At 74.9% G+C, this 6,294-nt stretch carries 6 protein-coding genes and 1 pseudogene; 2 read left to right on the forward strand and 5 right to left on the reverse strand.

Annotated features, from left to right (window positions below; translation table 11 throughout):
• Positions 1 to 5: 5 nt before the first annotated feature.
• Positions 6 to 995 carry a sugar-binding transcriptional regulator gene (locus tag ACWD4A_RS29890; protein ID WP_451198703.1) on the reverse strand — a complete coding sequence of 330 codons (990 nt, stop codon included), beginning with the start codon at positions 993 to 995 and terminating at the stop codon, positions 6 to 8.
• 147 nt (positions 996 to 1,142) lie between these two features.
• On the reverse strand, positions 1,143 to 1,826 hold the full coding sequence (gene rpe / locus ACWD4A_RS29895; protein WP_451198704.1) for a ribulose-phosphate 3-epimerase: 684 nt from the start codon (positions 1,824 to 1,826) through the stop codon (positions 1,143 to 1,145).
• 194 nt (positions 1,827 to 2,020) lie between these two features.
• Between rpe and ACWD4A_RS29900 the strand changes: the two genes are divergently transcribed.
• Positions 2,021 to 2,536 (forward strand): DinB family protein, encoded by a 516-nt coding sequence (locus tag ACWD4A_RS29900; RefSeq protein WP_451198705.1) that lies wholly within the window; start codon positions 2,021 to 2,023, stop codon positions 2,534 to 2,536.
• 21 nt (positions 2,537 to 2,557) lie between these two features.
• On the opposite strand, the gene ACWD4A_RS29905 is transcribed toward ACWD4A_RS29900, so the two are convergent.
• Entirely contained in the window at positions 2,558 to 3,994 is a 1,437-nt protein-coding gene (locus ACWD4A_RS29905; protein ID WP_451198706.1) for an RsmB/NOP family class I SAM-dependent RNA methyltransferase, read from the reverse strand.
• 147 nt (positions 3,995 to 4,141) lie between these two features.
• Positions 4,142 to 5,071 carry a methionyl-tRNA formyltransferase gene (gene fmt / locus ACWD4A_RS29910; RefSeq protein ID WP_451198708.1) on the reverse strand — a complete coding sequence of 310 codons (930 nt, stop codon included), beginning with the start codon at positions 5,069 to 5,071 and terminating at the stop codon, positions 4,142 to 4,144.
• 257 nt (positions 5,072 to 5,328) lie between these two features.
• Between fmt and ACWD4A_RS29915 the strand changes: the two genes are divergently transcribed.
• Positions 5,329 to 5,832 (forward strand): hypothetical protein, encoded by a 504-nt coding sequence (locus tag ACWD4A_RS29915; RefSeq protein WP_451198709.1) that lies wholly within the window; start codon positions 5,329 to 5,331, stop codon positions 5,830 to 5,832.
• A gap of 36 nt (positions 5,833 to 5,868) precedes the next feature.
• On the opposite strand, the pseudogene ACWD4A_RS29920 reads toward ACWD4A_RS29915, so the two are convergent.
• Positions 5,869 to 6,294: pseudogene (locus ACWD4A_RS29920) on the reverse strand (hypothetical protein); the annotation flags it as partial.

A 6,294-nucleotide genomic window follows, 5' to 3' on the forward strand; every position in this document is an offset into this window, starting at 1 on the left:
ACGGCTCAACTGCCGTCCGGGTCCGCCCGGTCGAGGGCCGGGCGCGGGCCCGGACCCGTCTCCCGCAGCAGATAGTCCGCGGCGGCCGTGTCCGTGACCAGGCTCGTGACCAGCCCGGACCGCAGCACCGCACCGATCGCGGCCGCCTTCCGCAGCCCGCCCGCGATCGCCACGACCTCCGGTATGCGCCGCAGCCGGTCCGCCTCGACCGTGATGCAGCGCTCGCCGAGGTCACGGCCGATGCGCCGGCCGTCGGCGTCGAAGAGGTGCGCGGACATCTCTGCCGCGGCACCCAGCGAGGCGTAGTGCGCCCGCTCCTCCTCGCCCAGCATGTCGTAGACGGTCGAGATGCCCGGAGCCCAGGAGCCGATGGACACCGCGGCCACCGTGACCTTGTCGAAGTACTCGAAGGCCCGCGCGATGCCGGTCTGGCCGCGCAGCGCCGCCGCGGTGGCCGAGTCGGGCAGCAGCATCGGCGCGTAGATCGGGTGCGCCTCGCCGCCGGACACCTGCGCGGCCCGGCGCACGGCCTCCACCGAGCCGCGCTCGGCGGTGCCCGCGTCGTAGACGCCGGTGAGCTGCACGACCGTGCACGGCGGCAGCCGGTGCAGGGCCGCGGCCATGTGGATGGTGGAGCGGCCCCAGGCGAGCCCGAGGACATCGCCCTCGTGCACGAGCTCGCCGAGCAGATCCGCCGCCACCTCGCCGAGGTTCTCGGGGTCGGGTGCGTCGTCGGCCGCGTCGGCCGGGGACTCGACGACCACGGCGTGCCGCAGGCCGTAGCGGGCGCGCAGCGCGTCGGAGCGCTCCGCGTCCAGCTCGGCGGGCACGCGGATCTCGATCCGCACCAGGTCCCGCTCCAGGGCCGTCTCCAGCACCCGGGCCACCTTGAAGCGGCTCACGCCGAATTCCTCGGCGATCTGGATCTTCGACTTGCCCTCGAGGTAGAAGCGGCGGGCCATGGCCGCCGCCTGCACCAGCTCGGCCGGTCCCATTGGCGTGGCTGAACGGCCCGTCGACACCACGGTCTCCTCACTTCTGTGTTCAAGCTGTGGACTCAACCGTCATCCTGTCAGAAACGGCGGCCCTTTGATCAGGCCCTGCACCGCGCCCCGGGTTTTCGGGGCGGGCACCGGACCGGGTCAGTGCGCGCAGGCCCGGGGCGCGCCCGCCGTGGCCCGCTCCGCCTGCGCCCGCAGGGAGCGTACGGCGGCGGCCGGGTCCTCCGCACCGTAGACGGCGGAGCCCGCCACGAAGACGTCCGCGCCCGCCTCCGCGCAGCGCTCGATCGTCTGCGCCGACACCCCGCCGTCCACCTGCAGCCACAGCTGGAGACCGTGCCGGTCGATCAGCTCACGGGTGCGGCGGATCTTGGGGAGCATGATGTCGAGGAAGGCCTGCCCGCCGAAGCCGGGCTCGACCGTCATGATCAGCAGCATGTCCAGCTCGGGCAGCAGGTCCTCGTAGGGCTCGATCGGCGTCGCCGGCTTGAGGGCCATCGACGCACGGGCGCCCTTGGCCCGGATCTCCCGCGCCAGCCGCACGGGCGCCGCCGCGGCCTCCACATGGAAGGTGACCGACCCGGCGCCCGCCTCGACGTACTGCGGCGCCCAGCGGTCCGGGTCCTCGATCATCAGGTGGCAGTCCAGCGGGGTGTCCGTGGCCCTGCTGAGCGACTCGACGACCGGCACGCCGAGCGTGAGATTGGGGACGAAGTGGTTGTCCATCACGTCGACGTGGAGCCAGTCGGCACCCTTGACCGCCTGCGCCTCGTCGGCGAGACGCGCGAAATCCGCGGAGAGAATGCTGGGGTTGATCTGGGCCATTTCCAAACTCTCTGTACGGGGTCACCTGGTCGCGCCGAGCCCCATGGTCCCGCGCCCGGCGGGGCCGCCGGACAGGGGCTGTCCCTTGCAAGCCTAGGCCCTCCACGCGCACGGGCAGCAGGTGGGAGGGGACCGGCCACCGCCCGGACGAAAATGGCGGGCGCGGGGAGGGACGGCGCCACTACCGTCCTTCCATGACGTCTCCCCCGCGCATCCGTCCCCCTTACGACGCCGACGAGCGGACGCAGCTGCTGTCCTGGCTCGACATGCAGCGGGCGGTCATCCACTGGAAGTGCGAGGGGCTGTCCGCCGCGGACGCCCACCGGGTGGTGATCCCGACCTCGCCCCTGATGACGGCCGCGGGCCTGGTCGCGCACATGCGGTGGGTCGAACACTGCTGGTTCGAAGTCATGCTGCTGGGGCGCCCCGCGACGGGCCCCCAGTTCGACGAGGGGCCCGAGGACGCCGACATGCGGGCCGAGGGCGTGCCCCTGGAGCGGTTGCTCCAGGAGTACATCGCGCAGTGCGCCGTCTCGGACGAGATCATCGCGGCCCCCGGGCTGGACGACACCGGCCGGCAGCAGGACTTCCGGGCCGGGGCGGCGACCCTGCGCTGGATGCTCCTGCACATGATCGAGGAGACCGCCCGGCACGCGGGCCACCTGGACATCGTCCGGGAGCTGCTCGACGGCGGGAAGGGCTACTACTGAGGGCCGCCGCCGGGCCCGGGATCAGGCAGTACGGCGCAGCAGCGCCAGGTACATCGCGTCCGTGCCGTGCAGATGCGGCCACAGCTGCACGTCGGGGCCCTCGCCCAGGACCGGCACGCCCTGCATCAGCGGCCGCGCGTCGATCCACTCCGCGGTCGCCCCCGGCCGCTTCAGGACGTCGTCCACGACGGCCCGCGTCTCCGCCGGGTGCGGCGAACACGTCGCGTACCCCACGACGCCGCCGACCCGCACGGCCCGCAGCGCCTCGCGCAGCAGATCGCGCTGGAGCGGGGCGAAACCGGCCACGTCCTCGGGGCGGCGCCGCCAGCGCGCCTCGGGCCGCCGCCGCAGCGCGCCGAGCCCCGTGCAGGGCACGTCGACCAGGACGCGGTCGAAGGTCCCCTCCCGCCACGGCGGACGCGTGCCGTCGGCGGCGATGACCTGGTACGGGCCGGGGTTCCCGGCCAGCGCCCGCTCGACGAGCCGGGCGCGGTGCGGCTGCTTCTCGGAGGCCAGCAGCGCGGCACCGCGCTGCGCGGCCAGCGCGCCGAGCATGGCGGCCTTGCCGCCGGGCCCCGCGCAGCCGTCCAGCCAGCGGCCGTCCGGGCCGTCCAGCGGAGCGTTCGCGAGGGCGAGGGCGACCAGCTGGCTGCCCTCGTCCTGGACGCCCGCCCGCCCCTCGCGCACGGCGTCCAGCGCGCCCGGCTCGCCGCCCTCGGCGAGCCGCACCGCGTAGGGCGACCAGCGGCCGGGCAGCGCCGACTCCTCGCCGACCGCGGCCAGCAGCTCCTCGGTGGTGGCGCGCCCGGGGCGGGCGACCAGGGTGACCTCGGGCCGCTCGTTGTCGGCGTCGAGGAGGTCCTCGATACCCGCGCGGCCGCCGCCCAGCGCGTCCCACAGCGCGGAGACGATCCAGCGCGGGTGCGAGTGCACGACGGCGAGGTGCTCCTCGGGGTCGTCCTCGTAGGGCGGGGCGACCTTCTCCAGCCAGCCGTCGAGGTCGTGCGCCGTGATCCTCCGCAGGACCGCGTTGACGAACTTGGCCCGCCCGTCGCCGAGCACGACCCGCGCCAGCTCGACGGTCGCCGACACCGCCGCGTGCGGCGGGATGCGCGTCCCCAGCAACTGGTGGGCGCCCAGGCTCAGGACGTCCAGCACCGGCGGGTCGACCTCGCGCAGCGGCCGGTCCACACAGGACGCGATGATCGCGTCGTACGTCCCCTGGCGGCGGAGCGTGCCGTAGACCAGCTCGGTGGCGAGCGCGGCGTCGCGCGCGTCGATGCCGCCGTTCTCCTTGCCCTTCTCACGGGCCTTGCGCAGCAGCGGCGGCAGCACGAGATTCGCGTACGCGTCCCGCTCGTCCACGGCCCGCAGCGCCTCGAAGGCGAGGATGCGCACCGGGTCCTTCTTGGGCCGACGGTGCGGTCTTGCGGGGCGGCGAGGGGCCTGATCGTTCACGAAAGGTGCTCCGGGTGCTGAGGTACGGAAAACCCACCTTACGCGCCCCGTAAGGGGCGCGGGGAACTGCGCGACCAGCCACAACGGCCCGCAGCCGCGCACCGGCCGCACGAGGCACCCCCGTAGGCGCGACCGCCGCGGCAGCGGTCAGCCGAGCCGCTCGCCCTCCGCGATCCGGACTCCCCGCGCCCAGTCGGCGGCAGCCATCGGCTTCTTGCCCTGCGGCTGCACCCACTGCAGTTCCACCGCGTGCGAACCGGTGCCCACGTGCACGGAGTTCTTCGCGGCGGCGATCTCCCCGGGGGCGAGGCCGTCGCGGCCGGGGGCGGGCGAGACCGCCATCACCTTGAGCCGCTCGCCGCGGAAGAGCGTCCAGGCGCCGGGCGCGGGCGCGCAGCCGCGCACCACGCGGTCGACGCGCAGCGCGGGCGCGGACCAGTCCAGCCGGGCGTCCTCGACCTGGATCTTCGGGGCGAGGGTGATGCCCTCGGCGGGCTGGGGCACGGCCTTGAGGGTGCCGTCCTCGATGCCGTCCATGGTGGCCGTGAGCAGCCCGGCACCCGCGAAGGCGAGCCGGGTCAGCAGGTCGCCGCTGGTGTCGGTGGGCCGGACCTCCTCGGTGAGCACCCCGAAGACGGGCCCGGAGTCCAGGCCCTCCTCGATCAGGAACGTCGAGGCCCCGGTGACCTCGTCGCCCGCGAGGATCGCGTGCTGGACGGGGGCGGCGCCGCGCCACGCGGGCAGCAGCGAGAAGTGCAGGTTGACCCAGCCGTGCGCGGGGATCTCCAGCGCGGCCTTGGGCAGCAGGGCGCCGTAGGCGACGACCGGGCAGGCGTCGGGCGCGATCTCCCGCAGCCGGGCGAGGAAGTCCTCGTCGCGCGGCCTGGCGGGCTTGAGCACCTCGATGCCCGCCTCCTCGGCGCGCTCGGCGACGGGGCTGGCGACCAGCCTGCGGCCGCGCCCGGCGGGGGCGTCGGGCCGGGTGACCACGGCGGCCACCTCGTGCCGGCCGGAGGCGAGCAGGGCGTCGAGGGCGGGGACGGCGACCTCGGGGGTACCGGCGAAGACGAGCCTCATGGGTGACGAACTACCTCTCCTCGAGCGCCGAACGGAACAGCCCACCAGTCTAGGGGCCTCACGTGCAGGGGGCGTACGGGCCGTCCCGCGCCCCATTCCGGAGGATGTGCGCCCCCATACCGTGACCCGGCGGGCCGTGGCGCGTTGTGGTCAAGAGAGATTGACCGAGACGGGCCGCTGTCGCGGCCCGCTTCCGTTGGTTGTCAACTCTCGCCCTTTTTTAGTCCTTTTACCCCGCCGGTCCGAGAGGCTTCTTCATGGCCGACCACGCAACCCACGACGCCCAGGCACGGGCCAGCCTGCATCTTCTGGTCCGGGACATCGAGCGGGTCCGCAGGCAGGTGGACGCCCTGCGCACCCTCACCGCCCAGCTCGGCAATGTCTACCGCCCCCGGCGCACCGGCCCGTCCGCCGGTTTCGTCGTCTACGGGCGGGCTCCCGCGCCGACCGTCCGGCTGGCGCAGGAGCTGCGGGACAGCGTCGAGACGCTGGTGACGGCCGCGGTGGACTTCGACCGCTCGCTGGGCTTCTCGTGGGACGCGGTGGGTTCGGCGCTGGGCGTCACCAAGCAGGCGGTGCACCGCCGTTACGGCGCGCGCCGGTCCACCGGGCAGGCCGCGGCGGAGGGCACGGAGGCGGTCCGCACGGCGGAGCCGGCGGCCGTGCCGGTCGTCCCCGCGGCCCGGACGATGCCGGGCCAGCCCTCCGTCGCGCGCGAGGAGCCGAGGCCCCCCGCGTTCCCCGGCCCGCGCAACGGCTGAGCCGGCACCGGCCGTCGAGAGCGGGCCGTACGGACGTCAGCCGATGTCCGGCGGGTCGATGCGCAGCCGCACCGGCTCGCCGTCGCGGCGGGCCAGCCGGGCCGCGCGGCCCTTCTTGAGCGCCGCCGCCAACTCGCCGCCCTGACCGGGGCGCACCCGCAGCAGCGCCCGCTCCCAGTGCTCCCCCGGCGGCGGGTCGCCGGCGCGCCGCGGGCGGCCCGGCACGGTCACCGGCAGCGGCACCGGGCCCAGCACCTCGGTACCGGCGGGCAGTTCGGACGACGCGATCAGATCGGCGACCGCCTCCGGCGGCCCGGCCACCGACGCCATCCTGGACACCGGCGGGAAGCCCAGCTCGGCGCGGTCCGCGTGCTGCGAGTCGAGCGCGTGCAGCACCCGGCGGAGCTTCCAGACGATCGCCAGCTCCTCGCTGCCGAGGAGGATCTCCTCCTTGCGGGTGCT

Source organism: Streptomyces sp. NPDC002537, from assembly GCF_053594975.1.

Coding starts and splice junctions, on each gene's coding strand:
- ACWD4A_RS29890 (WP_451198703.1), bottom strand. CDS start 995: ATGGGACCGGCCGAGCTGGTGCAGGCGGCGGCCATGGCCCGCCGCTTC.
- rpe (WP_451198704.1), bottom strand. CDS start 1,826: ATGGCCCAGATCAACCCCAGCATTCTCTCCGCGGATTTCGCGCGTCTC.
- ACWD4A_RS29900 (WP_451198705.1), top strand. CDS start 2,021: ATGACGTCTCCCCCGCGCATCCGTCCCCCTTACGACGCCGACGAGCGG.
- fmt (WP_451198708.1), bottom strand. CDS start 5,071: ATGAGGCTCGTCTTCGCCGGTACCCCCGAGGTCGCCGTCCCCGCCCTC.
- ACWD4A_RS29915 (WP_451198709.1), top strand. CDS start 5,329: ATGGCCGACCACGCAACCCACGACGCCCAGGCACGGGCCAGCCTGCAT.